Source organism: Thioalkalivibrio sp. (genome assembly GCF_041685615.1).
Taxonomy (GTDB): Bacteria; Pseudomonadota; Gammaproteobacteria; order Ectothiorhodospirales; family Ectothiorhodospiraceae; genus Thioalkalivibrio.
On record NZ_JAWLFK010000016.1, the window covers coordinates 1 to 23057 of the forward strand.

General features: G+C 67.6%; 23 protein-coding genes, 1 tRNA gene and 2 pseudogenes. 16 read left to right on the forward strand and 10 right to left on the reverse strand.

What is annotated here, in order from left to right:
* Window positions 1-260 (forward strand): annotated as a pseudogene (locus tag ACESLR_RS04975) (hypothetical protein); the annotation flags it as partial.
* Between the two features lie 28 nt (window positions 261-288).
* Here the strand turns inward: ACESLR_RS04975 and rnd are convergent.
* From rnd to ACESLR_RS05000, 5 genes are all read right to left on the reverse strand, one after another.
* Window positions 289-1437 (reverse strand): ribonuclease D, encoded by a 1149-nt coding sequence (gene rnd, locus ACESLR_RS04980; RefSeq protein ID WP_373024679.1) that lies wholly within the window; start codon window positions 1435-1437, stop codon window positions 289-291.
* Window positions 1430-1732, reverse strand: a complete 303-nt coding sequence (locus ACESLR_RS04985; protein ID WP_373054615.1) for a DUF1244 domain-containing protein — start codon at window positions 1730-1732, stop codon at window positions 1430-1432. The genes rnd and ACESLR_RS04985 overlap by 8 nt, the downstream gene beginning before the upstream one ends.
* Before the next feature lie 90 nt (window positions 1733-1822).
* Window positions 1823-2314 carry a rod shape-determining protein MreD gene (mreD, locus tag ACESLR_RS04990; RefSeq protein WP_373024677.1) on the reverse strand — a complete coding sequence of 164 codons (492 nt, stop codon included), beginning with the start codon at window positions 2312-2314 and terminating at the stop codon, window positions 1823-1825.
* Window positions 2311-3156: a rod shape-determining protein MreC gene (mreC, locus tag ACESLR_RS04995; RefSeq protein WP_373024676.1), complete on the reverse strand. Its 846-nt coding sequence runs from the start codon at window positions 3154-3156 to the stop codon at window positions 2311-2313. Before mreC ends, mreD begins: the two co-directional genes overlap by 4 nt.
* A 233-nt stretch (window positions 3157-3389) precedes the next feature.
* Window positions 3390-4436, reverse strand: a complete 1047-nt coding sequence (locus ACESLR_RS05000; protein WP_024327527.1) for a rod shape-determining protein — start codon at window positions 4434-4436, stop codon at window positions 3390-3392.
* 139 nt (window positions 4437-4575) lie between these two features.
* Between ACESLR_RS05000 and gatC the strand changes: the two genes are divergently transcribed.
* The 5 genes from gatC to ACESLR_RS05025 all read left to right on the forward strand — a co-directional run bounded on the left by gatC (window position 4576) and on the right by ACESLR_RS05025 (window position 9309).
* Window positions 4576-4863: an Asp-tRNA(Asn)/Glu-tRNA(Gln) amidotransferase subunit GatC gene (gatC, locus tag ACESLR_RS05005; RefSeq protein ID WP_373024675.1), complete on the forward strand. Its 288-nt coding sequence runs from the start codon at window positions 4576-4578 to the stop codon at window positions 4861-4863.
* 62 nt (window positions 4864-4925) lie between these two features.
* Window positions 4926-6380, forward strand: a complete 1455-nt coding sequence (gene gatA / locus ACESLR_RS05010; protein WP_373024674.1) for an Asp-tRNA(Asn)/Glu-tRNA(Gln) amidotransferase subunit GatA — start codon at window positions 4926-4928, stop codon at window positions 6378-6380.
* An 11-nt stretch (window positions 6381-6391) separates the two neighbouring features.
* Window positions 6392-7825, forward strand: coding sequence for an Asp-tRNA(Asn)/Glu-tRNA(Gln) amidotransferase subunit GatB (gene gatB, locus ACESLR_RS05015; RefSeq protein WP_373024673.1), 1434 nt, complete (start codon window positions 6392-6394; stop codon window positions 7823-7825).
* Between the two features lie 21 nt (window positions 7826-7846).
* Window positions 7847-8746: an Hsp33 family molecular chaperone HslO gene (hslO, locus tag ACESLR_RS05020; RefSeq protein WP_373024672.1), complete on the forward strand. Its 900-nt coding sequence runs from the start codon at window positions 7847-7849 to the stop codon at window positions 8744-8746.
* Between the two features lie 146 nt (window positions 8747-8892).
* On the forward strand, window positions 8893-9309 hold the full coding sequence (locus tag ACESLR_RS05025; protein WP_373024671.1) for a hypothetical protein: 417 nt from the start codon (window positions 8893-8895) through the stop codon (window positions 9307-9309).
* 42 nt (window positions 9310-9351) lie between these two features.
* Here the strand turns inward: ACESLR_RS05025 and ACESLR_RS05030 are convergent, their stop codons facing one another.
* Window positions 9352-10107, reverse strand: a complete 756-nt coding sequence (locus ACESLR_RS05030; RefSeq protein WP_373024670.1) for a HesA/MoeB/ThiF family protein — start codon at window positions 10105-10107, stop codon at window positions 9352-9354.
* A gap of 338 nt (window positions 10108-10445) precedes the next feature.
* Between ACESLR_RS05030 and ACESLR_RS05035 the strand changes: the two are divergent.
* Window positions 10446-10728, forward strand: a pseudogene (locus ACESLR_RS05035) (hypothetical protein).
* A gap of 84 nt (window positions 10729-10812) precedes the next feature.
* On the opposite strand, the gene prmC reads toward ACESLR_RS05035, so the two are convergent.
* Genes prmC through hemA form a run of 3 tightly spaced genes read right to left on the reverse strand, consistent with a single transcriptional unit; the run spans window position 10813 to window position 14047 of the window.
* Entirely contained in the window at window positions 10813-11667 is an 855-nt protein-coding gene (prmC, locus tag ACESLR_RS05040; protein WP_373024669.1) for a peptide chain release factor N(5)-glutamine methyltransferase, read from the reverse strand.
* Window positions 11667-12752: a peptide chain release factor 1 gene (gene prfA, locus ACESLR_RS05045; protein WP_373024668.1), complete on the reverse strand. Its 1086-nt coding sequence runs from the start codon at window positions 12750-12752 to the stop codon at window positions 11667-11669. The genes prmC and prfA overlap by 1 nt, the downstream gene beginning before the upstream one ends.
* A complete protein-coding gene (hemA, locus tag ACESLR_RS05050) occupies window positions 12749-14047 on the reverse strand; it encodes a glutamyl-tRNA reductase (protein ID WP_373024667.1) in 1299 nt (432 codons plus the stop codon). The genes prfA and hemA overlap by 4 nt, the downstream gene beginning before the upstream one ends.
* 132 nt (window positions 14048-14179) lie before the next feature.
* Between hemA and ACESLR_RS05055 the strand changes: the two genes are divergently transcribed.
* The 9 genes from ACESLR_RS05055 to grxD all read left to right on the forward strand — a co-directional run bounded on the left by ACESLR_RS05055 (window position 14180) and on the right by grxD (window position 22054).
* The gene (locus ACESLR_RS05055) at window positions 14180-15925 is read left to right on the forward strand and encodes a tetratricopeptide repeat protein (protein ID WP_373024666.1); all 1746 of its coding nucleotides are present in this window, start codon (window positions 14180-14182) and stop codon (window positions 15923-15925) included.
* Window positions 15922-16581, forward strand: coding sequence for a lipoprotein insertase outer membrane protein LolB (gene lolB / locus ACESLR_RS05060; RefSeq protein ID WP_373024665.1), 660 nt, complete (start codon window positions 15922-15924; stop codon window positions 16579-16581). Before ACESLR_RS05055 ends, lolB begins: the two co-directional genes overlap by 4 nt.
* On the forward strand, window positions 16578-17465 hold the full coding sequence (gene ispE / locus ACESLR_RS05065; protein WP_373066759.1) for a 4-(cytidine 5'-diphospho)-2-C-methyl-D-erythritol kinase: 888 nt from the start codon (window positions 16578-16580) through the stop codon (window positions 17463-17465). Before lolB ends, ispE begins: the two co-directional genes overlap by 4 nt.
* A gap of 449 nt (window positions 17466-17914) precedes the next feature.
* A tRNA-Gln gene (locus ACESLR_RS05070) sits at window positions 17915-17989 on the forward strand.
* 143 nt (window positions 17990-18132) lie between these two features.
* Window positions 18133-19071 carry a ribose-phosphate diphosphokinase gene (locus tag ACESLR_RS05075; protein WP_373024682.1) on the forward strand — a complete coding sequence of 313 codons (939 nt, stop codon included), beginning with the start codon at window positions 18133-18135 and terminating at the stop codon, window positions 19069-19071.
* Between the two features lie 124 nt (window positions 19072-19195).
* Entirely contained in the window at window positions 19196-19897 is a 702-nt protein-coding gene (locus ACESLR_RS05080) for a 50S ribosomal protein L25/general stress protein Ctc (RefSeq protein WP_373024663.1), read from the forward strand.
* A 24-nt stretch (window positions 19898-19921) separates the two neighbouring features.
* On the forward strand, window positions 19922-20551 hold the full coding sequence (pth, locus tag ACESLR_RS05085) for an aminoacyl-tRNA hydrolase (protein ID WP_373024662.1): 630 nt from the start codon (window positions 19922-19924) through the stop codon (window positions 20549-20551).
* Window positions 20548-21642 carry a redox-regulated ATPase YchF gene (gene ychF, locus ACESLR_RS05090; RefSeq protein WP_373024661.1) on the forward strand — a complete coding sequence of 365 codons (1095 nt, stop codon included), beginning with the start codon at window positions 20548-20550 and terminating at the stop codon, window positions 21640-21642. The genes pth and ychF overlap by 4 nt, the downstream gene beginning before the upstream one ends.
* Before the next feature lie 82 nt (window positions 21643-21724).
* Window positions 21725-22054 carry a Grx4 family monothiol glutaredoxin gene (gene grxD, locus ACESLR_RS05095; protein ID WP_373024660.1) on the forward strand — a complete coding sequence of 110 codons (330 nt, stop codon included), beginning with the start codon at window positions 21725-21727 and terminating at the stop codon, window positions 22052-22054.
* A 114-nt stretch (window positions 22055-22168) separates the two neighbouring features.
* On the opposite strand, the gene rnt is transcribed toward grxD, so the two are convergent.
* On the reverse strand, window positions 22169-22855 hold the full coding sequence (rnt, locus tag ACESLR_RS05100) for a ribonuclease T (RefSeq protein WP_373024659.1): 687 nt from the start codon (window positions 22853-22855) through the stop codon (window positions 22169-22171).
* Window positions 22856-23057: the final 202 nt, after the last annotated feature.

Genomic DNA, 23057 nt, shown 5'->3' on the forward strand with positions numbered 1-23057 from the left:
AGATCCGCGAACTGGGCGGCCGCGTGGGCCGCACCGGGAGTGCCGGCGGCGGGCGTCGCGGGCGCCGGGCCGGGGGCGAGTCCATCAGTCAGAAGCTGTGCGAGTTAGTCGCCAAACAGCCGGAGATGGGCATCAAGGAGATCAAGGCGGAGGCGGAGAAGGCCGGCCTGGATACCAAGAACATCAGTCAGACCCTGGCCTACCTGAAGCGCCAGGGTCGCCTGACCTCGCCGCGCCGCGGCGTCTACAAGGCGTCCTGACGCGGCCGCAGGCCCGCCCGGATAACGATCACGGGCGGATCTGCAGCCCTTCTTCCGCACGTGTCAACTCACCATCGCCCGCAAACCAGCGGGCGATGGTCTTCCCGGCGATCTCGTGGCGCCAGCCACTGCCCAGGCGGCCGCTCGTGCCGTCGCCCTTCAGGAGTTCGACGACATCCTTGCGCTGCGCAATCGCGCCGGCGGTGATCTGGTTGCGTCGTGCGCACTCGCGCAGCAGGGCCATGCCGATGTCCGCAAGGACTTCTTCTGCTTCGGTCAGCTTGGCCTTGTCCGGCAGTTGTGGCCACTCCTCGCGGGGCAGGGCCTGGCCCTCGCGGATTGCCTCCAGCAGTTCCTCCTGACGCGGTGGCTTCATGCCGTCAGGAAAGCCGCGCAGCTGGTGCAGGGCGTTGGTGTCCTGGGGGGTGCGCCGCGCGATGTCGATCAGGATGTCATCGGCGAGGACCCAGCGACGCGGGCGGTCGCTTGCCTGCGCAGCTCGTTCGCGCCAGGCGGCCACGGCCTTTAGCACGCCGCGCTCGCGTGGCTTGAGCCGCTTGGCGCCGGAGACCCGTTTCCAGGCGTTCTCGGGATCCGGCTCATACAGGGCCGGGTTGCTCAGCGCCTCCATCTCAGGGCGCAGCCAGTGCATGCGCTCATGGCTCTCCAGTTCGTGCAGCAGGCGCATGAATACGGTGGCCAGAAAGCGTACGTCGTCCGCCGCGTAGCGGATCTGCTGCTCGCTCAGGGGCCGGCGTGACCAGTCGGTGCGGGTCTGGCTCTTGTCGAGGTCGCGGTCGAGGACCGCCTTGACCAGGTTGGCGTAGCCGACCTGCTCCCCGTAACCGAGCATGCTGGCCGCGATCTGGGTGTCGAATACCGGGGTGGGCACCCGTCCGAGTTCGCGGTACAGGACCTCGAGATCCTGTGAAGCCGAATGGAAGACCTTGGTTACGCCGGCGTCGAACAGGAGTGGTTCGAGCAGGTGGATGTCCAGCTTCAGCGGGTCGACACAGGCGATCTGGTCCAGCGTCGCGAGCTGGATCAGGCACAGGCGCGGGTAGTAGGTCTTCTCGCGCATGAACTCGGTGTCCAGCGCGATCCAGTCGGTCCCGGCGATGGTGTCGAGGAAGCCCCGCAGGGCCTCCGGGGTCTCGATCAGGCCGTGATCATGCATCGTGCGACTTCTGGCTGGCCTCGAAGGCCGCCTTCTGCTCGGCGGTGGCCTCTTTCTGGTAGCGCTCCTTCCACTCGCCGTAGGGCATGCCGTAGACGATCTCGCGGGCGCCTTCGTAGTCGACCGATTCGCCGCGCTCCTCGGCGGCCGCCACGTACCACTTGGACAGGCAGTTCCGGCAGAAGCCGGCGAGGTTCATCAGGTCGATGTTCTGCACGTCCTTGCGCTCGTCCAGGTGCTGCAGCAGGCGTCGGAACACGGCGGCTTCGATCTCGGTTTGCTTGCTCGGGTCCATGGAATGCTCCTCGTTGCGGGTTGGCACAGTATGCGCGACCGGCCCGGATGCTTCGAGCAGGCCCCGCGTCTCAGGGGCCTGCGAGCCATCTCAGGTCAGGTGCAACAGCCAGCGCCGGCGCATGTCGCGCAGCAGGAAAAAGATCAGCGGCCACAGCAGCGCGCTCGTGATTGCCGGCGACCAGTACATGATGTCGCCCGGCGGGAACCCGGTGATGCCCTGGGGCCACAAGGCCAGCAGCTTGAACAGCGCGATCAGGATCGCGACCACCATCATCTGCTGCCAGACCGGGTACACCCGCAGCCGCGGATGGATCTGCAGCACGATGTAGATGATCACCGCCAGGGCGATGGCGTTCTGTCCCAGCAGCTGGCCCAGCAGGGTGTCCAGCAGCACTCCGGCGACGAATGCCGTCAGGACGCCGACACGGGTCGGAAAGGCCATGGTCCAGTAGATTAGCACGAGTGCCAGCCATTCCGGGCGCGCCGGGCGCAGGGCATCGGGGATTGGCACGATCGCCAGCGCCAGGGCCGCCAGCAGGGTCAGTGCTACCGGCCAGGGGATGCCGATGCCGCGGGTCACGGCGCTTCCGGAGGCGCTTCGGCCGGCTCCGGTTCATGCGCCTCCGGAGAAACATCCCGGACCTCGTCGACCTCGAGGGGGAGGATCCCTGGCATGCTGCCCTCCGTCCACAGCAGCAGGACCTCGCGCGAGCGGTCCAGTGCGGCCAGGGGCTCGGCCTCGATGCTCAGGAACGGCTGACCCTGCGGCCGTTCCACCGAGGTCACGCGGGCCACCGGGTAGTCGGCCGGGAAGCGGCCACCGAGGCCGGAGGTTAGCAACAGGTCGCCGGGCTCCACATCCTCCTGCAAGGGGACGTGGCGCATCTCCAGGCGTTGCGGGTTGCCGGTGCCAACCACCAGCCCCCGCAGGCCCGTGCGCGCGCTGAGCACCGGAAGGGCGTGGCTGGGGTCGGAGATCAGCAATGCGACCGAGCTGGTCAGCCGGGTGGACAGTACCTGGCCGATCACGCCGTCGGCGTTGATCACGGGCTGTCCGGCGTAGACGTCGTCATTACGGCCCTTGTTGAGCACGATCTGCTGGCGGAAGGGATCCAGGTCCACGGCCAGCAGCTTGGCGATCTCGACGCGTTCCTCGGCCTGCTGGGCGGTGTTCAGCAACGCCCGCAGGCGGTCGTTCTCCTGTTGCAGGGCCTCGAAGCGCAGCTGGCGCGCGCGCAGCTCGGCGTTCTCGCTGCGCAGGATCCGGTTCTCGGTGATCAGGTCCTCGCGGCTGGTGAACGACTCGAATACCCGGCTGAACGCCCGGACTGGCGCGTCCACCGCGACCTGTAGCGGGTATGTGACCGTGGCCAGGGCGCTGCGGACAAACTGCAGTTCGTTCACGCGATGATCCAGCGCCATCAGCGCCAGTCCCAGAAGAACGACCGCGAGCAGGCGCAGAGTGGGCGATACACCCAGTCTGAACAGCGGCTTGCTGATGGCGTGACCTCCGGTTCCGGATCGCGTCGACTAGGCAAGGCGGCGCGGGGGTTCGCTCCGTGCGGCCTTGCCGACCTGTTGCGGCCCGGAGTGTAACCCGAACCCGTCGTCCGGGGAGACCCGCACCGGGGAAAAGCGGGCGGTGTGGCTCGGCGTTATTCCATCGACAGGAAGTCGACCCGCTTCTCGTCAAGCATCTCCAGCACCCGTCCGCCGCCGCGGGCCACGCAGGTCAGCGGATCGTCGGCGATGACCACCGGGATTCCGGTCTCTTCCATGATCAGGCGGTCCAGTTGCTGCAGCAGGGCGGAGCCGCCGGTCAGTACGATGCCGCGCTCGGCGACGTCCGCGCCAAGTTCTGGCGGGGTCTGTTCCAGCGCGGTACGCACAGCGGAGACGATGCCGTACAGCGGGTCCTGCAGGGCCTCGAGGATCTCGTTCGAGTTCAGGGTGAACGAGCGCGGCACGCCCTCGGCCAGGTTGCGGCCCTTGACCTCGATCTCCAGCAGTTCCTTGCCCGGGTAGGCGGAGCCCACCGCGTGCTTGATGCGCTCGGCCGTTGCTTCGCCGATCAGCACGCCGTAGTTGCGGCGCACGTAGGCCATGATCGCCTCGTCGAAGGTGTCGCCGCCGATGCGCACGGACTCGGAGTAGACGATGCCGTTCATCGATAGCACCGCAACCTCGGAGGTCCCGCCGCCGATATCCAGCACCATCGACCCGACCGCTTCGTCCAGCGGGATGCCGGCGCCAATGGCCGCGGCCACGGGTTCCTGCAGCAGGTAGACCTTGCGCGCCCCGGCGCCGAAGGCGGATTCGCGGATGGCGCGACGTTCCACCTGGGTGGCGCCGCAGGGCACGCAGACCAGCACGCGCGGGCTGGGACGGAAGATCCGGCGCTCGTGCACCTTCTTGATGAAGTACTGCAGCATCTTCTCGGTGGTGGTGAAGTCGGCGATCACGCCGTCCTTCATCGGACGCACCGTTACCACGTGCTCCGGCGTGCGGCCGAGCATTTTCTTGGCTTCGATCCCCACGGCTTCGATGGAACGCGGACCGCCCGGGCCGCGGTCCTGGCGAATGGCGACCACGGAGGGTTCGTTCAGGACGATGCCCTGGCCGCGCATATAGATGAGGGTGTTGGCGGTGCCGAGATCGATGGAGATGTCGTTGGAGAACAACCCCAGAAGGCGTTTGAACATGAAGAAGAAACCTGCTTGAGTGGGCGGGCGGGAAAGCCGTCGACTCTAGCAAGCGCCCGGGGTTTGGGCAACATCGGCTTTGTGGTAAGTTTGCGCTCCGTTTCGCCCGTGAATCCGAACGCTACAGGACCCTCCCGTCATGTCCGTCGATACATCCGAAGTCCGGCGCATCGCCCATCTCTCCCGTCTGGCCATGAACGACGACCAGACCCGGGATTTCGCCGGAGGGCTGAGCGACATCTTTGCCTTTGTCGAACAACTGAATGGTGCGGCCATCGAGGGTGTCGAGCCGATGGCCCACCCGCTGGATGCCGAGCAGCGCCTGCGCCCGGACGCGGTCACCGAGCCGGACCAGCGCGAGGCCTATCAGGCAATCGCCCCGGCCGTCGAGGGTGGCCTGTATCTGGTCCCGCGCGTGATCGAATGATCCGCGCGGTCCCCGTTCTGTTGAACCCGTCACGCTTCTAGCCAGCAAGAGTCCCCGAAACCATGGCCCAGGAAACCCTGTCCGGCTGGGTGCGCAAGCTCCAGGCCCGCGAGATCAGTTCGCGTGAACTGACCCAGCTGTATCTGGACCGGATCGAGCGTCTCGATCCGCAGTTGAACAGCTTCATCACCGTGACCGCCGAGCAGGCCCTGGCGCAGGCCGATGCCGCCGATGCGCGCCTGGCGAAAGGCGAGCAGAGCCCGCTGCTGGGCGTGCCGGTCGCGCAGAAGGACATCTTCTGCACCGAGGGTGTGCGTACCTCCTGCGGCTCGCGCATGCTGGATCCGTTCGTCTCGCCCTACAACGCCACCGTCGTCGAGCGCATGAATGCCGCCGGCGCGGTGATGCTGGGCAAGACCAACATGGACGAGTTCGCGATGGGCTCGTCCAACGAGACCAGTTTTTATGGCCCCGTTCGCAACCCCTGGGATACCGAACGCGTCCCGGGTGGTTCCTCCGGCGGCTCCGCCGCCGCGGTGGGCGCGCGCCTGGTGCCGGGTGCCACGGGTACCGACACCGGTGGTTCGATCCGCCAGCCGGCAGCCTTCTGCGGCATCACCGGGCTCAAGCCGACCTATGGCCGGGTCTCGCGCTACGGCATGATTGCCTTCGCCTCCAGTCTCGACCAGGGTGGCCCGATGGCGGCGACCGCCGAGGACTGCGGACGAATGCTGAACGCGATGGCCGGCTTCGACGAGCGCGACTCCACCAGCGTCGAGCGCCCGGCCGAGGACTTTACCGCCGGACTGGAACAGGACCTGAAGGGCCTGCGCATCGGCCTGCCGACGGAATTCTTCGGCGAGGCCGGGCTGGACGAGCGCGTGCGCGGCGTGATCGACGCCGCCATCGAGGTGCTCAAGGGCCGCGGGGCCGAGGTGCGCGAGGTCGGCCTGCCGAACAGCCACCTGTCGGTGCCGGCCTATTACGTGGTCGCCCCGGCCGAGTGTTCCTCCAACCTCGCGCGTTTCGACGGCGTGCGCTACGGCTACCGCTGCGAGAATCCCGAGGACCTGATGGACCTCTACACGCGCTCGCGCGGGGAGGGCTTCGGCGACGAAGTGAAGCGCCGCATCATGGTCGGGACCTACGTGCTGTCCGCTGGCTACTACGACGCCTACTACCTGAAGGCGCAGAAGGTCCGGCGCATCATCGCCGATGACTTCTGCGGCGCCTTCGAGGACGTGGACGTGCTGCTGGCGCCGACGACCCCGGAGCTGCCGTTCGCGCTGGGTGCCAAGGCCGACCCGGTCAGCATGTACCTGTCGGACATCTACACCATCGCCGCGAACCTCGCGGGGCTGCCGGCGATGTCGCTGCCGGCCGGCGAGATCGACGGCCTGCCGGTCGGGCTGCAGCTGATCGGCAACTATTTCGACGAGGCGCGCCTGCTGGGCGTGGCTCACCAGTATCAGCAAGAGACCGACTGGCACGCCCGCGTGCCGGCGGCCTTCGCCTGAGGGCCCTGAACATGGAATGGGAAACCGTCATCGGGCTGGAGATTCACGCCCAGCTCAATACCGTCTCCAAGATATTCTCCGGGGCGCCCACCGCCTACGGCGCCGAGCCCAACCGCCAGGCCTGTCCGGTGGACCTGGGCATGCCCGGTGTACTGCCGGTGCTGAACCAGGGCGCGGTGGAGCGGGCCGTGATGCTGGGGCTGGCGATCAATGCCGAGATCACCCCGCGCTCGGTCTTCGCGCGCAAGAACTACTTCTATCCGGACCTCCCCAAGGGTTACCAGATCTCGCAGTTCGAACTGCCGATCGTCGGTCTGGGCCATCTCGATATCGAGCTGGAAGACGGCACGATTAAGCGCGTCGGGGTGACTCGCGCGCACCTCGAGGAGGATGCCGGCAAGAGCCTGCACGAGGGCTTCGAGGCGATGACCGGCATCGACCTCAACCGCGCCGGCACCCCGCTGATCGAGATCGTCTCCGAACCGGAGCTGCGCTCCGCGAAGGAGGCGGTCGCCTACATGAAGAAGCTGCACTCCCTGGTGCGCTACCTCGATATCTGCGACGGCAACATGCAGGAAGGCAGTTTCCGCTGTGACGCGAACGTCTCGATCCGGCCCAGGGGCCAGACCAAGTTCGGTACCCGCGCGGAACTGAAGAACCTGAATTCCTTCCGCTTCGTCGAGCGCGCGATCAACTTCGAGGTGGAACGCCAGATCGACGTAATCGAGGGCGGCGGCTCGGTGGTGCAGGAGACCCGCCTGTACGATCCGGACCGCGACGAGACGCGCTCCATGCGCAGCAAGGAAGAGGCGAACGACTACCGCTACTTCCCCGATCCGGATCTGTTGCCGCTGGTCGTGGACGATGCCTTCGTCGACTCCGTGCGTGCGAAGCTGCCGGAGCTTCCGGATGCCAAGCGGGTGCGCTTCGTCGAGCAGTACGGCCTGTCCGACTACGACGCCGGCGTCCTCACCGCGACCCGCGAGATGGGCGACTTCTACGAGGCCGTGGCCGCCGGCTGCGATGCGCCCAAGCTGGCCGCCAACTGGGTCATGGGCGAGTTCTCCGCCGCGCTCAATCGCTCCGAGGTCGAACTGAAGGACGCCCCGGTCAATGCCGACGGTCTGGCCGGCCTGCTCGCACGCATCCAGGACGAGACCATCTCCGGCAAGATCGCCAAGGAGGTCTTCGAGGCGATGTGGAGCGGCGAGGGCAACGCCGATGCCGTGATCGAGGCCAAGGGCCTCAAGCAGATCACCGACACCAGCGCGATCGACGCCATCATCGACGAGGTGATGGCCAGCAACCCGCAGCAGCTCGAGCAGTATCGTGGCGGCAAGGACAAGCTGTTCGGCTTCTTCGTCGGCCAGGTAATGAAGGCGACCCAGGGCAAGGCCAATCCGGCCCAGGTCAACGAGCGCCTGAAGGCGAAGCTCGACGCTTGATTTTGTCCGAGGTCAGTCGCCATGCTTGAGACCGACACCCTGCACCGGTTCATGCTGGAGGAGGCCGGGGTGCGCGGCGAATGGGTGCACCTGGATGCCGCCTGGCAGGCCCTGCTGCAGCGCCACGAGTACCCGCCGGTGGTGCGCGACCTGCTGGGCCAGGCCTATGCAGCCGTGGCCCTGACGGCCGCCACGCTCAAGTTCGACGGCTCGCTGATCCTGCAGATCACCGGCCCGGGCCCGGTTCACATGATCGTCGCCCAGGCCGACGGTCAGGGACGGCTGCGCGGGCTCGCCCGCTTTCGCGAGACTCCGCCGGAGGGCGCGACGCTGGTCGAGTGTGCCGGCGAGGATGCCCGGCTCATGCTGACCCTGGACCCCGGAGATGGCGGCGAGCGCTACCAGGGCGTGGTCGAGCTGGAGGGCGAGACGCTGGCGGACGCGATGAACGTCTATTTCGAACGTTCGGAACAGCTGCCGACGCGGCTTTGGCTGGCAAGCGGGGCACAGTCCGCGGCCGGCATGCTGCTGCAGGCGCTACCCGGCGAGGGTGGTGGTGATGCAGTGACGCGGGATTCCGAGGAGTGGAACCGCGCGACGATCCTCGCCGAGACCACCACCGCCGAGGAGCTGCTGGAGCTGGATGCCGGGACCCTGCTGGGCCGGCTGTTCGCCGAGGAGCGCGTGCGCCTGTTCGATGGTGCCTCCGTGAGCTTCCACTGCCCCTGCTCTCGCGAGCGCATCAGCGAGACCCTGCGCAGCCTGGGCCGCGACGAGATCCGCAGCATTATCGAGGAGCAGGGTGCGGTCGACGTGACCTGCGAGTTCTGCAACGCCCACTACCACTTCGACCCGGTGGATGCCGAGGCCCTTTGCGTCCCCGAGGGTACCCAGCCGCCGACCCCGGAAACCCGCCAGTAGCCAGCGCCCAGAGGCGTGCCGCCTGCCCTCCTCGTTAGCCCGCCGTGACCCCCGGAGGGCCGAACCGCGTGCGAGGCGCTCCCGACCGTCTGCGGTATTGCTATAGATGCAGGACTGATCTTCCAGCGTTCGCAGACGGGGGCGCAATGTATTCCCGGCACACCGAGATCCCGACCCTGGATGTCCGCCCCGGCTGGCTGGTGGAGGCGCGCTACTTCAACCAGGTCCGTCGGGCCCTGGGCCTCCTGGGGCCGGAGATCCGCCTGTCGCCGCCGGGGCTCAAGCACCTGGACCTGATCCTGCAGCGTGATGCCTGGATCGTCGTCGACCGGGTGCTGAACGACATGCCAGTGGTCGCCTGGACCGCCTTCCACTCTCGCGGGCGGCGCAGTCTGCACCGTCCGGTTGCCTGCGAACTGCTGCTGTTTCACGCGATGGCCACCATGGTGATGAACCGCACCCTGTCCGCGATGGAGCCCGAGCTGGCGGTGGCGCTTGCCGAGGCCGCGCCGTCGCAGTCACCCGGCAAGGTCCTCCCCTTTCACCCGAGCTCCTGTGCCTGATCCGGTGCGCTAGCGCGCCCATTAATCAGGGTTTCCCCTGGCTCAGGCCGGGGCGTGGCGGTGGCTGCACGCCGGGCAGGCCGGGTCGCGGCGGAGGCGGATCTCGCGGAACTGCATGGCCAGCCCGTCGAGGATCAGCAACCGGCCGACAAGGGTCGGGAGTCCCATCAGCAACTTGAGTGCCTCGGTCGCCTGCAGGCTGCCGACCACGCCGGGAAGACTGGCCAGCACGCCGTTGGCGGCGCAGGTGTCCTCGTCGCCACCCCCCTCGCCGTACAGGCAGTGGTAGCAGGCTGCCCCGGGATCGCGGTAGTCGAAGGTGGTCAGCTGGCCCTCGAAGCGGATCACGGCCCCGGACACCAGCGGCGTCCCGGCGGCGAGCGCGGCGCGGCTGATTGTCCCGCGCGCGGCAAAGTTGTCCGTGCCGTCCAGTACCACGTCGGCGTCGGCGAACAGCCGGCGCATGGCCTCGTCGTCGAGGTGTTCGGCGCGCGCGTCCACGCGGCAGCCGGGATTCATCGCGATGACGCGATCGGCCGCAGAGGCGACCTTTTCGCGACCGATATCGGCTTCGGTATGCAGGATCTGGCGCTGCAGGTTGGTCACCTCGACGTGGTCGGGGTCCACCAGGGTCAGGTGGCCCACCCCGGCCGCGGCCAGATAGGCGGCGACCGGCGAGCCCAGTCCGCCAAGCCCCATGACCACCGCATGGGCCTGCCGCAGTGCCTCCTGTCCCTCGACCCCCACGCCGGGGAGCAGGATCTGGCGGCTGTAACGCAGGAGTTGGTCGTCTTCCATCGGGAGGGTCTCCGGGGGCGGCCCGAAATTGTAACCGGCGTCATGGTTCGCGGGCGGCTTCAGTTGGGTACCGTTCAGGAGCGCGTCATACGCTGGACTCGTGAGACGCTGATTGAATCGCGCGCTCGCGCCCGAGTCACTCTTGCGAGCGAACAAGGCGCGTTGACCGCTGTGCAGTCATTCTGCACAGGGGAGCCGCAACGCCGATCACGCGCAAAAGCGGCCACAAACCCGAACGCGGGATTCAATCAGCGTCGCCGATGGCAATCCTGCCACAACCATGGATTGGCCGATGCTCCTGTGGAGTGTGCGGCGCCCCGAATGGAAGCGGGCTATCCATGAAACGAATCGCGATTCTGGCACCTGCGGCATTGCTGGCGGTCGCGCTGTACGCCCCGGCCCATGTGGCGTGGCGATTCGCGGGGATACGAGCACTACCGGGGTGACCCGGCTACGTGTGGTCAAAGACAGGCGAAGCGGGCGAAACAGCGCGGTCGTCGGCATCACAAGCGTTCGCGCAGTCCCGAGCATCGTCACTACCACTACTACGACAACGCTTCGGGCCGCCACCGTTCGTCGCCCAGTGGTTCGCTCAACCTCCAACTGCGCCTTCCGCTTTGACCCGGACGCGTCCCGGTGCAGCGCGAGCCCTGGCCCCGGGGCCAGGGCGGGGTGTAGGTGTCCCGGTTCGAGGGCTGAGCGGGCTCAGCGCATCCCCAGGGTGGTGCGTTCGTGCCCGGAGCGGTCTCGCAGCGTGCGAATCGCCCGGTAGCCCGCCTGCCGCAGGCGTTCCCGCACGGGCGGGGCCTGGTCGAAGCCGTGTTCCAGGAGCAGCCAGCCGCCCAGACTCAGGTGGGCACGGGCGGTGTCGATTACCCGGTACAGGTCGGCCAGGCCGTTTGCGGCCGCGGCCAGGGCCGAGCGCGGCTCGAAGCGCAGGTCGCCGCGCGTCAGATGCGGATCATCCGGAGCGATGTAGGGCGGGTTGCAGGTGATGATGTGGAAGTGCGCCGCAGGTGCCAGCGCCTCCAGCCAGTCGCCCCGCCACAGCCCGACGGGCAGCCCGAGTTCGGCCGCATTGGCCCGCGCCTGTTGCAGGGCCTCGTGACTGCGTTCGCTGGCGAAGGCGTCGATGTCCGGACGTTCGCTTTTCAGCGCCAGGATGATGGTGCCGGGGCCGGTGCCGAGGTCCAGCACGCGGGGGGTGGCGGTCGCGAGGTCGTCGATCACCGCCAGGGCCTGTTCCACCAGCAGCTCGGTCTCGGGGCGCGGGATCAGGCAGGCCGGGGACACCTCCAGGTCCAGCGTCCAGAAACTGCGCCGGCCAAGGATGTGGGCCATCGGCTCGCCGGCGCAGCGGCGCTGGCAGAGCGTGTCGGCGCGGGCGGCCTGCTCGGCGGTAGCGGCGTCGTTGCCGTGGGCGATCAGCTGCGTGGTATCCCGGCCGGTGGCAGTGCCCAGCAGCATGCGGGCCTCCAGTCCGGGGTTTTCGATCCCGGCGTCCTGCAGGCGGGTGCGCAGGGCCCGCAGCAGGGCGTCCAGCGTGGCGGGCGTATCCATCAGACCTCGGAGAGGGTGGCGAGCTGCTCGGCCTGGTATTCGTGGATCAGCGGGTCGATGATGGGGTCGAGGTCGCCGGCCATCACCTGTTCCAGCTTGTACAGGGTCAGGTTGATGCGATGGTCGGTCACCCGGCCCTGCGGGAAATTGTAGGTGCGGATGCGCTCGGAGCGGTCGCCGCTGCCGACCAGGCCCTTGCGTTCGGCGCTCTGCGCGGCGGACTGGGCCTCGCGCTCCGCCTCGAACATCCGCGCGGCCAGGTAGGTCATGGCCTTGGCGCGGTTCTTGTGCTGAGAGCGCTCTTCCTGGCATTCGACCACAATGCCGGTGGGGAGGTGGGTCAGGCGCACGGCGGAGTCGGTCTTGTTGATGTGCTGGCCCCCGGCGCCAGAGGCGCGGAAGGTGTCCACGCGCAGGTCGGCCGGGTTGATCTCCGGCATCTCGACCTCTTCCAGCTCCGGCAGGATGGCGACCGTTGCGGCCGAGGTGTGGATGCGGCCCTGGGACTCGGTCTCGGGGACGCGCTGCACGCGATGGGCGCCGGACTCGAACTTGAGCCGCGAATAGGCCCCATGGCCGGCCAGGCGTGCGATGACCTCGCGGTAGCCGCCGTGCTCGCCCTCGCTGGCGCTGAGAATCTCCAGCTTCCAGTTCTGCTGCTCGGCGTAGCGGGTGTACATCCGCAGCAGGTCGCCGGCGAAGATCGCGGCCTCGTCGCCGCCGGTTCCGGCGCGGATCTCCAGGAATACGTTGGCGTTGTCGTGCGGATCCTTCGGGATCAGGTGACGGTAGAGTTCCGCCTCCAGCGCCTCGGTTTGTTCGGTCAGGGATTCGATCTCCGCCTCGGCCATGGCGCGCAGATCAGCGTCGTCGTCGTCGAGCATCGCGCGCGCTTCTTCCAGCGCGGCGTGGTTGTCGTGCCAGGCCTTCCAGGCCTCGGCCACCGGTTCCAGCTGGCTGTATTCCTGTGAGAGCCGGCGCAGCTGGTCCGGGTCCTCGGCGGCGTCCGGGGTGGCCAGCAGCTGCGCGATCTCGGCGTGGCGTTCGGCCAGGCCCTCGAGCTTGGTACGGAACGAGGCCTTCACGAACGGGTGCCGGATTCGGAATCGTCGCCGGGATCGTCTTCCGGAGCGGGCAGCTGGAACAGGCGATGGGCGGCCTCCAGCAGGCGCGCATCGCCCTCGTGCGCGGCGGTGTTCAACGACTTGCAGGGGGCATGCATCAGCTTGTTGGTCAGGTTGTGGGCCAGCAGCTGCATCGCCTCCTCGGGTGACTTGCCGGCGCGCAGCATGGCCTCGGCCTTGGCGAGGGCCTCGGCCTTCACGCTGTCGGCGCGCTGGCGCAGCTGGCGGATGCTGTCCACCGAGTCGCGGGCGCGCAGCCAGCGCATGAACTCGCCGGCGCGCTGGGTGATGATCTCCTCGGCCTGCTCGGCGGCGGCCTGGCGCGAGGCCATGTTCTCGTCGATGACCTCCTGCAGGTCGTCCACGGTGTAGAGGTAGACGTCCTCGAGCTGGCCGACCTCGGGTTCGATGTCGCGTGGCACGGCGATGTCCACCATGAACATCGGTTTGTGGCGGCGCTTGCGCAGGGCGCGTTCCACCGCGCCCTTGCCGAGGATCGGCAGTGGCGCGGCGGTGGAGGAGATCACGATGTCGGCCTCGGCCATTCGGTCGGGGAGCTGGTCGAGGCTGATGGCCTCGGCATCGAAGCGGCCGGCCACCGCGCGGGCGCGCTCCACGGTGCGGTTGGCGACGATCATGTTCCCGATGCCGCCTCCCGAGAGGTGCTGCAGGGCCAGTTCAATGGTCTCGCCGGCCCCGATGACCATCGCGGTCAGGGGCTTCAGGTCGCCAAAGATCTGGCGGGCCAGCGAGACGGCGGCAAAGGCCACCGAGACGGCGCTCTGGCCGATGGCGGTCTGGGTGCGGACGTCCTTGGCGGTGGCAAAGGCATGCTGGAACAGGCGTTCCAGCGAGCGGCCCAGCGTGCCGGCATCGTGGGCATGCTGGTAGGCCGTCTTCATCTGCCCGAGGATCTGCGGCTCGCCGAGGACCATGGAGTCCAGCCCGCTGGCGACGCGCAGGGTGTGGCGCACGGCGGAGCCGTCGTGGTGCAGGTAGAGATAGGGCTTCAGCTCGTCGCGGTCGATACCGTGGTAGCCGCCGATCCAGTCGAGTACACGCTGTTCGCTGTGCGGGTCGCCCTCGCGGAAGTACACCTCCGTGCGGTTGCAGGTGGACAGGATCGCGGTTTCCGGCAACAGGACACCGGAGCGCAGCGAGTGCAGGGCCTCGCCGAGCTCGTGCTCGTTGACGGAGAGCCGTTCGCGTATGGCGACCGGGGCCGTCTTGTGATTGATCCCGAGAGTGAACAGCATGCTGGCGCGTATTGTGCCGGAAAACGCGGGCGTGTGGCCGAATTTCCCGATAGTGTACTGTGCTGTAGGCTTGGCGGCAGTGGCTTTTGGCCGGGATGGAACCCCGGAGGTGCCTGCCCCGTCCCATCCGATATGTCCGTACTGATCCCGACTGGATACAACATGATTCGAAGCCTGCTCGCGCTGGCCGCCGTGCTCTCCCTGGCGGGCTGCGCACATACCCAACTGGACGCCTCCGAACCACCGGAGTCGGACCGCCCCGCGGTGCAGCCATTGATGCAGACCGAGGACCCGGAGGCGGCGTTGATGTTCAGCGTCCTGGCTGCCGAGATCGCGGTGCGCTCCGGCGAGCATGCCGAGGCGGCGCGGTACTACGGTGCGGCGGCATTGCTGAGCGATGACCCCGCGATTGCCGAGCGTGCCACCCGGATCGCGCTGTTCGCGCGTGACCAGGAGCAGGCCCAGCGTTCGGCCGATCGCTGGCTGCGCCTGGCCCCCGAGAGCACGGATGCCAGCCAGATCTCGACCGTGCTGCGGATCAACGCCGGTGACGCCGAGCAGGCGGCCGAACAGCTGGATTCGCTGATGAATCGTGTGGTGGTCCAGGGAGACGATCCCCACTCCACGCTCGGTGCTGTCATTGGCCAGGCTCGGGATCAGGCGGCGGCGCTGGAGACGATGCGCCTGCTCACCGAGCGGCGCCGGGACGATGTTGGAGTTCACCGCGTTCAGGCCGAGGCCGCGCTGCGCTTTGGCGAGCCGGGCGAGGAGGTGGTGGCGATCACTGGACGGGCCACGGAACGCTTCCCGGAATCGGTCCCGCTGCGTCTGCTGCACGCACGCGCCCAGAGCGAGGCGGGGCAGGAGGATGCCGCGGTCGAGACCCTGCGCGCGACCGTGGAGGCGCACCCGGAGAGCCGCGAGGCGCGCCTGGGCTATGCGCGCGTCCTGACGGAGATGGAGGACGACGCCTTCGCCCGCGAGGAGATGGATCGCCTGGTGGAGATGGCGCCGGAGGATACCCAACTCCTGCTGGCGCTCGCCTTGATGAACCTGGAGGCGGAGCAGCTGGGACCGGCTCGCGATTATCTGGAGCGTCTCGATGCCCTGGGCGAGCGCGAGAACGACGTCGCGTACTACCTCGGAAGGTTGCACGAGCTCGCCGACGAGCCGGATGACGCCCTGGCGGCCTATGCCCGTGTGGAAGGCGGCGAGCATGTCGAGGATGCCCGGCTGCGCAGCGCGCGTCTCACGCTCCAGCGCGACGGGCCCGAGGCCGCCCGGGAGCGTTTTGATCCCATGCAGCAGGGCGTCGACGACGGCCTGGCCCGGCGGGCCTATCTGGCCGAGGCCAACGCCCTCCGCGAGATGGGGGCGTATGCCGAGGCCCGCAGCCGCCTGAACCGAGGGCTGGTCCAGTTCCCGGGCGATACCCGACTGCTGTACCTGCGCGGGCTCGTCCACGAGCGGGAGGATGATATCGCGGCTGCCGAGGCGGATTTCCGCGCCATCCTCGAGTCCGATCCCGAGAATGTCGCGGCGCTGAACGCGCTGGGTTACACGCTGGCGGATCGCACGGAGCGCTTTGAGGAGGCCTATGAGCTGATCCTGCGCGCCTACGAGCAGGAGCCGGATGATGCCGCGATCGTCGACAGCTATGGATGGGTCCTGTATCGCCTGGGCCGTCTGGAGGAGGCCGAGACCCAGTTGCGGCGTGCCTACTCGTTGTCCGAGGACGGCGAGATCGCCAGCAACCTGGCGGTAGTGCTGTGGGAGCGCGGCGAACGCGACGAGGCGCGCGAGATCGTCGAGGCCGCGCTGGAGCGCGAGCCGGACCATGAGCGCCTGCAGCGGGTGCGTGACGACTTGACCGAATGAGCCTGCCAAGGGTCGTTCGGAGGCCGGGCCGAGTCCCGGGCGGGGGCTGGCTGGCCGGCTTGCTGGTTGCCTGGGGGCTGCTGGCCGGCTGTGCCGCTCCCCTGCCCGAGGCGGATACCTCGCCGTCGGCCGAGGCCGCCTTCGAGGCTCGCAATGATCAGCTCGCGGCACTGGACAGCTGGCGACTGGTGGCGCGCCTGGGGCTGACCTCCGGGGATGAGTACTGGTCCGCCCAGCTGAACTGGCGCGTGCAGGAAGGCCGGCACGTGCTCGATCTGTCCGGCCCGATGGGGCGTGGCGGTGGTCGGCTGACGCTTTCCGACAGAGGCCGGGCACTGCTGGTGACCCGGTCCGGCGAGCGCTTCGAGGCGCGCGATCCGGATGCACTGGTGGCGCAAGTTCTGGGGGAGTCCATTCCGGTCAGTGGCATGATCTACTGGGTGCGCGGCCTGTTGCACCCGGAGGCCACCTACCAGCTGGATATCGATGCGGACGGCCGGCCGCTGGAGATCCTGCAGTCCGGCTGGGCCATCGGATACACCGAGTTCGAGGAGGTTGACGGCGTGCAAATGCCGGTCGCTATGGTCCTCGAACGCGAGGGGGTGGAGTTGCGCGCCCGCATTGGCCGGTGGCAGCTCGGTGGGGAGGCGCGGTGACGCCCGCGGCCGCGTCCGGCGCCTTCGACACGAGCTTTCCCGCGCCGGCCAAGATCAACCGCTTCCTGCACATCACCGGGCGCCGGGCGGACGGCTATCACGAGTTGCAGACGGTGTTCCAGTTCCTCGGGCTGGAGGATACCCTGCGTTTCGAGCCGTTGCCCGCGGGCCGTTTCGAGATGGCCCGCGCGGGTATCGACGGCAACGACAACCTCTGCCTGCGTGCCGCCCGGCGCCTGGCCGGAGCGGTGGAAACTCCCTTCGGCGTGCGCATCCACCTCGAGAAACGGATCCCGGTCGGGGGCGGTCTGGGGGGCGGCAGCTCCGATGCGGCCACGACGCTGGTGGCTCTGAATCATCTGTTCGGCCTGGGTTGCTCCGTCCAGCAACTGGCGGCGGTTGGGCTGGAGATGGGGGCCGACGTCCCGGTGTTCGTTGCAGGACAGGCCGCCTGGGCCGAGGGCGTCGGCGAGCAGTTGGTGCCCGTGGACCCGGACACCGGCTGGGTGCTGCTGATCGACCCCGGCGTGTCGGTCGCCACCGGGGCCATGTTCGGGTGTGCGGAATTGACACGCGACTGTCCCGCCGAGACAATTTCGTCCGCGGTGGATGCCGGGCGGTTCAGGAACGTGTTCGAGCCGGTTGTCCGGGCGCGCTATCCGGAGGTCGATCGGGCGCTGGCCTGGCTGGCGGAGCAGGCGCCGCAGGCGCATCTGAGCGGTAGCGGCGGCTGCGTGTTCGGGATCTTTTCCGACGAGGCGGCGGCCCGGGCGGCACAGTCCGCGCAGCCGGTAGCTTGGCGGAGCTGGGTAACGCCGCTGGTCAATGTGTCGCCCCTGCAGGCCTGGCTGCCGCCGCGCGGCGCCGGCCTCGAGGCGCGATAGCATCCAGCGAGATATTGGGCTGTAGCCAAGCGGTAAGGCAGTGGGTTTTGATCCCGCCGTGCGCTAGGTTCGACGCGAGCGGCGCAGCCGCGAGCGACCGTCGCCAAAGGTGACGGCCCGTAAGGGTGGCGCGCAGCGCCAGCATCCTGCCGGCCCGGATCGGCGACGCCGATCCGCGGGATGTGCCGGGCGCGGTGCCTGCCAGGCAGTACAATTGGAGTCCAGCGAGATATTGGGCCGTAGCCAAGCGGTAAGGCAGCGGGTTTTGATCCCGCCATGCGCAGGTTCGACGCGAGCGGCGCAGCCGCGACCGACCGTCGCCGAAGGTGACGGCCCGAAGGGTGGCGCGTAGCGCCATCATCCTGCCGGCCCGGATCGGCGTTGCCGATCCGCGGGTTGAGCCGGGGCACGACGCCGGCCAGGCAGTACAATAGAGTTCAGCGAGTTATTGGGCCGTAGCCAAGCGGTAAGGCAACGGGTTTTGATCCCGTCATGCGCAGGTTCGAATCCTGCCGGCCCAGCCAACAACCGCTTCGCGCCAGAAAGGCGCGAGGCAAGCCATCAAGACCCCGGTCCCGAGCCGGGGTCTATAATGTGGAGCCTGCGCGGTGCATCCGCCCGCTCCACTCCATCCAGACCGGGACGAACCGTGGTCGACAAGAATCGCATGATGATCTTCGCGGGCAATGCGAACCCGCGTCTCGCCCAGGCCGTTGCGGAACACCTGGGGCTGCCGATGGGCAAGGCCATCGTCGGGCGTTTCAGCGATGGCGAGGTACAGGTCGAGCTGCTGGAGAATGTGCGCGGCCGCGATGTCTTCCTGATCCAGCCGACCGGCCAGCCGACCAACGAGAACATCATGGAGCTGGTGATCATGGTGGATGCGCTGCGCCGCGCCTCGGCCGGTCGAATCACCACGGTCATACCGTACTTCGGCTATGCCCGCCAGGACCGCCGCGTGCGCTCGGCGCGGGTGCCGATCTCGGCCAAGGTGGTCGCGAACATGATCGAGGCGGTGGGCGCCGATCGCGTGCTGACCATCGACGTTCACGCGGACCAGGTTCAGGGTTTCTTCAACGTCCCGGTGGATAACATCTACGCCTCGCCGGTGCTGCTGGGCGACGTCTGGCGGCATGTCTCGGGCGATCTGACCGTGGTGTCGCCGGATGTCGGCGGGGTGGTCCGTGCCCGCGCGATCGCCAAGCGGCTGGATGACGCCGATCTGGCGATCATCGACAAGCGCCGGCCGCGTGCGAACGAGTCCGAGGTGATGCACATCATCGGGGATGTGCGTGGCAAGTCCTGCATCATCATTGACGACCTGGTGGATACCGCCGGCACGCTGTGCCAGGCGGCGAAGGCCCTGAAGGCACACGGGGCGCACTCGGTGATGGCCTATGCCACGCACCCCGTGCTTTCCGGCGCGGCAATTGATAACATAAACGGTTCGGCGCTTGACGAACTCGTGGTGACCGACACCCTGGCCCTGCAGCCCAATGCGCAGGCCTGCGACAAGATTCGTCAGCTGTCGGTCGCCGAGATGCTTGCGGAGACTATCCGCCGCATCAATCGCGAGGAGTCGGTCAGTTCGCTGTTCATGGACTAGCGAAGCCGCCGGGCCGAAAACGAATTCGGGGAGTTCGTGTCCCCTTCAGCGCCCCGCCTGGTCGCGGGCGGGGTGTGTTCAGGGCGCTTCGGGTGAAGCGCCTTTCATTTTGGAGACTGTAGCAATGAGCATGAGCTTTACCATTGAAGCCGAGAAGCGTGACGAACAGGGTTCGAGTGCGAGCCGCCGCCTGCGTCGCGCCGGCAAGCTGCCCGCCATCCTGTACGGAGCGGACAAGGACGCCGAGGCCATCACGCTGGATCACAATGCGATGGTCCACAACCTCAAGGAAGACGCGTTCTACTCGCACATCCTGAGCGTGAAGCTGGACGGCAAGACCGAGAAGGCGATCCTGCGCGACGTGCAGCGTCATCCGTTCAAGCCGACCATCTACCACGTTGACCTGATGCGTGTGAGCGCCAACCAGCCGATCCGGGTCAGCGTGCCGCTGCACTTCCACAACGAGGAAGAGGCCAAGGGCGTGAAGCTGGGCGGCGGCATGGTCAGCCGCATGATCAACGAGCTCGAGGTCGAGTGCCTGCCGGGTGACCTGCCCGAGTCCATCGATCTCGACGTGATCGAGATGGATGTCGGTGACACCCTGCACATCTCCGAGCTGGAGCTTCCGGAAGGCGTGCAGAGCGTGGCGCTGATGCATGGCGAGGAATACGACTACGCCGTGGTCAGTGTCCTGCTGCCGCGTGCCGCCAAGACCGAGGAAGAAGAGGTCGAGGAAGGCGAGGCCGCGGAAACCGAAGGTGGCGAGGAAGCCGCGGGTGGGGAAGAGGCCGCCGGCGACGAATCGGAGTCCGAGGACAAGGAGTAAGCCCTGCGGCTTGCCGCCTGAACGATGGCGATCCAACCCGAACCGATCCGTCTGTTGGTTGGGCTGGGGAATCCAGGCCCGCGTTATGCCGAAACCCGGCATAACGCGGGTTTCTGGTTTGTGGACACCCTGGCCCGCCGGCATGGCGCGGAATTCCGCCCCGAGAGCCGCTTCGATGGCGAGGTGGCGCGTCTGGTCCTGCCCGAGGGCGACTGCTGGCTGCTCAAGCCCATGAGCTTCATGAACAAGAGTGGCCTGCCGGTGCGCAAGTGTGCCGACTTCTACCGCATCCCGCCCGAGGCCATCCTGGTCGTGCATGACGAACTGGATCTCGATCCGGGGGTGGTCCGGCTCAAGCTGGGTGGCGGGCATGGCGGGCACAACGGCCTGCGTGACCTGCACCGGCACATGGGCGGCCCGAACTACGCCCGGGTCCGGGTCGGAATCGGCCATCCGGGCCATCGTGACGATGTGGTGCCCTTCGTCCTGGACCGTCCCGGAAAGGCCGACACCCAGGCCATCGAGGAAGCCATCGACACGGCTCTGCCTGAGGTTCCGGCGTTGGTGGCCGGGCGCTGGGACGAGGCGGTACGCAATCTGCATGGGGGTAGGTCGAAACCGGCCGGCCCCAAGAATTCCGAGGAAGCCCGATGAGTCTCAAATGCGGGATCGTGGGTCTGCCGAATGTCGGCAAGTCCACCCTGTTCAATGCCCTCACACGCGCGGAGATCGCTGCGGAGAACTATCCCTTCTGCACCATCGACCCGAACGTGGGCGTCGTCGAGGTCCCGGATCCGCGCCTGACGCGGCTGAGCGAGATCGTGAAACCCCAGCGCACGCTGCCGACCACGGTCGAGTTCGTGGATATCGCTGGTCTGGTCGCGGGCGCCGCCCAGGGCGAGGGTCTGGGCAACCAGTTCCTGGCACACATCCGCGAGACGGACGCCATCGCGCAGGTGGTGCGCTGCTTCGAGGACGACGACATCGTGCATGTCGCCGGCAAGATCGACCCGATCGCCGACATCGAGACCATCAGCACCGAGTTGATGCTGGCGGATCTGGAGACCGTGAACAAGGCGCTGACGCGCCTGGCGCGTGCGGCCAAGTCGCAGGACAAGGCCGCGATTGCCCAGCTACAGTCTGCCGAGAAGGTCGCGGCCGGCCTGGATCAGGGGATTCCCGTGCGGGCGCAGGACCTGGACGATGACGAGCGGAGCGCGCTGTATGACCTGCATCTGCTGACGCTCAAGCCGCTGATGTACATCGCCAATGTCAACGAGGCCGCGCTGGCCGGCGGCAACGCGATGGTCGAGGCCGTGCAGGCCAAGGCCGCCGAGGAAGGCGCCGAGGTGGTCAGTGTCTGTGCCGCCATCGAGTCCGAGATCGCGGTGCTGGACCCCGATGAGCGCGCGGAATTCCTGACCGATCTGGGACTGGAAGAGCCGGGGCTGGACCGGGTGATCCGCACGGCCTATCGCCTGCTGAGCCTGCAGACGTTCTTTACTGCCGGCGAGAAGGAGGTCCGCGCCTGGACCGTCCGCCAGGGCTCCACCGCGCCGCAGGGCGCGGGGGTGATCCACACCGACTTCGAGCGGGGTTTTATCCGTGCCGAGGTGGTGGGGTACGACGATTTTGTCGCCCACAACGGCGAGCAGGGTGCGAAGGATGCGGGCAAATGGCGCTTGGAAGGCAAGGAATACCTGTTGAAGGAAGGCGACGTGGTACATTTCCGCTTCAATGTCTGAGCGTTATACTCGGAATTGAGCTTGGGGTGCGCCGCGACGCCGCCAGCACCCCGTTCTGGCACCAAATTTTAGGAGTACAGTAATGGACGTAATGGATCGTATCCGCCAGCAGGTGGAAGACAACCCTGTGGTGATCTTCATGAAGGGCACCCCGCAGTTCCCCATGTGCGGGTTCTCCAGCCGTGCGGTGGAGGCGTTGAAGCGCTGTGATCAGGAATTCGGCTACGTGAACGTGGTCGCGGACCAGGAAGTCATGCAGAACCTGCCGCGCTTCGCCGACTGGCCGACGTTTCCGCAGGTCTACATCGACGGCGAGTTGGTTGGGGGTTGCGACATCACCCTCGAGATGTTCGAGAGCGGCGAGCTCAAGAAGATGGTCGACGCCGCCCACGCTAAGCGCACCGCGAGTTAAGAGCGCCGTGCCGTAGCCCAGCTCCGTGGGCTGCGGCACACCCCAACTCCATTATCGCGAGGCCCCGCCAGGTGCCGCGGCGATTTCCCGGCATACGCGCAAGGCGGGCTTGCGTCAGCTCCCGGGCGGGAGTTCTTCCGGGTCGGGCAGGCGCAGCGCGTGTTGCGGTACGCCGATCCCGTCCTGCCAGCGGTTGGCGATCTGGCAGAAAATGTCCGCCGTCTTTTCCGCATCGAAGGCCGCGCTGTGCGCCGCCTCGGTGTCCCATCCCAGTCCCGCGGCATCCGCCGCCCGTGCCAGCACCGTCTGCCCGAAGGCCAGCGCCGACAGGGATACGGTATCCAGGCTGCTGAACGGGTGGAACGGGTTGCGCTTGATCCCGCAGCGTTCGGCCGTCGCGTGCACGAAGCCCAGGTCGAAGTGGGCGTTGTGCCCCACCAGCACCGCGCGCTTGCAGTGGTTCACCTTCACCTCGCGGCGCACTTCGCTGAACAGCTTGCCCATTGCCTGATCCTCGGGCCAGGCCGCCCGCAGAGGGTGGTAGGGGTCGATGCCGTTGACCTCCAGTGACTTCGGGTCCAGCTCCGATCCCTCGAACGGGCGCACATGCAGGCTCACCGTACGGTCACGCATCAGGTGGTCGTTGGCGTCCCGGCGCAGGAATACCGCGGCGATTTGCAGCAGCGCGTGGCGGCGGCAGTCGAAGCCGCCGGTTTCCACGTCGACGACCACCGGGAGGAAGCCGCGGAAGCGGTTCGCCATCGGGCGGTGATTGGGGTCCAGCTGCAGGGATTCGGGCATTGGGGTACTCGGTTTCGGGTGGGGCGGTGATTCGGGATGCGGACAGTCTCAGGCGGGGCGCTGGCCCGTGATTCGCCGCCTTGGGCGGATTGCTGGAGGTTTGCGCACGTTCCCGCAGATTTCCCCGACGATCGGCGCCATAGAAGGCTTTCGCTTGACCTGTTGGCAGCACAGTCGGGATACTTGCGCCTTTTATGCCCGC